This window comes from Desertibacillus haloalkaliphilus, assembly GCF_019039105.1.
GTDB lineage: Bacteria > Bacillota > Bacilli > Bacillales > KJ1-10-99 > Desertibacillus > Desertibacillus haloalkaliphilus.
Genome location: NZ_JAHPIV010000349.1, coordinates 1 through 376 on the forward strand (window position 1 = coordinate 1; position 376 = coordinate 376).

1 protein-coding gene is annotated in these 376 nt (G+C 35.6%); it reads left to right on the top strand.

What is annotated here, in order from left to right; genetic code table 11:
* Positions 1-14: 14 nt before the first annotated feature.
* Positions 15-376, top strand: a 362-nt coding sequence (locus KH400_RS22280; protein WP_217228362.1) for a TRAP transporter small permease, incomplete at its 3' end; no start/stop codon positions are given.

Here is a 376-nt window from a genome sequence, read left to right on the forward strand (position 1 = left end):
GGAGGAGGGATAAAATGAACACAGTTAATAAAATCGATGAGTTGTTTGATCGAGTGAACAAGATAGGGGTTTTTATAAGCGGTATTGCGATTTTACTAATGATGTTTTTAATAGCGCTTGAAATCGTACTAAGGTCGGTATTTAGTTCATCAATTCCTGGTTCCTATTTAATTGTAGAAAATTATTTCATGCCGTTAGCTGTTTTTCCCGCATTAGCCTTTGCGTTCGCATCGGGGATCTTTCCTCGCTTAGAAGTTGTCGTCGATAAGGTGAAAACAATTACGACTAAAACATCTATTATTGTTTTTGTAATGTTAGTTGAACTAATTTGTAGTGTAATTATCGCGTATTATGGATTTGTGATGGGGATTGAAGG